Annotated in this window: 1 protein-coding gene; it reads left to right on the top strand. The window is 77.2% G+C overall.

The genetic code is table 11. The annotated features are described in order from the left end of the window. Window positions 1-324 (top strand): biotin/lipoyl-containing protein (locus tag ON33_RS43115; protein ID WP_040856482.1); only part of this gene is annotated, 324 nt, incomplete at both ends.

Raw genomic sequence — 324 nt, 5'->3', positions numbered from 1 at the left:
GGCCGCCGCCGCGCCCGCCCCGGCCGCCGCCGCTTCCGGCACCCCGGTCAAGATGCCGGAGCTCGGTGAGTCCGTCACCGAGGGCACCGTCACCCGCTGGCTGAAGCAGGTCGGCGACCAGGTCGCCGTGGACGAGCCGCTGCTCGAGGTCTCCACCGACAAGGTCGACACCGAGATCCCGTCGCCGGTCGCCGGCACGCTGCTGGAGATCTCCGCGCAGGAGGACGACGTGATCGCCGTCGGCGGTCAGCTGGGCGTCATCGGCAGCGGCGCGCCCGCCGCCGCTCCGGCTCCGGCCCCCGCGCCTGCCCCGGCTCCCGCGCC

The organism is Nocardia niigatensis NBRC 100131, assembly GCF_000308655.1.
GTDB classification, from domain to species: Bacteria; Actinomycetota; Actinomycetes; order Mycobacteriales; family Mycobacteriaceae; genus Nocardia; species Nocardia niigatensis.
This window is presented reverse-complemented; position numbering and strand designations above follow the sequence as displayed.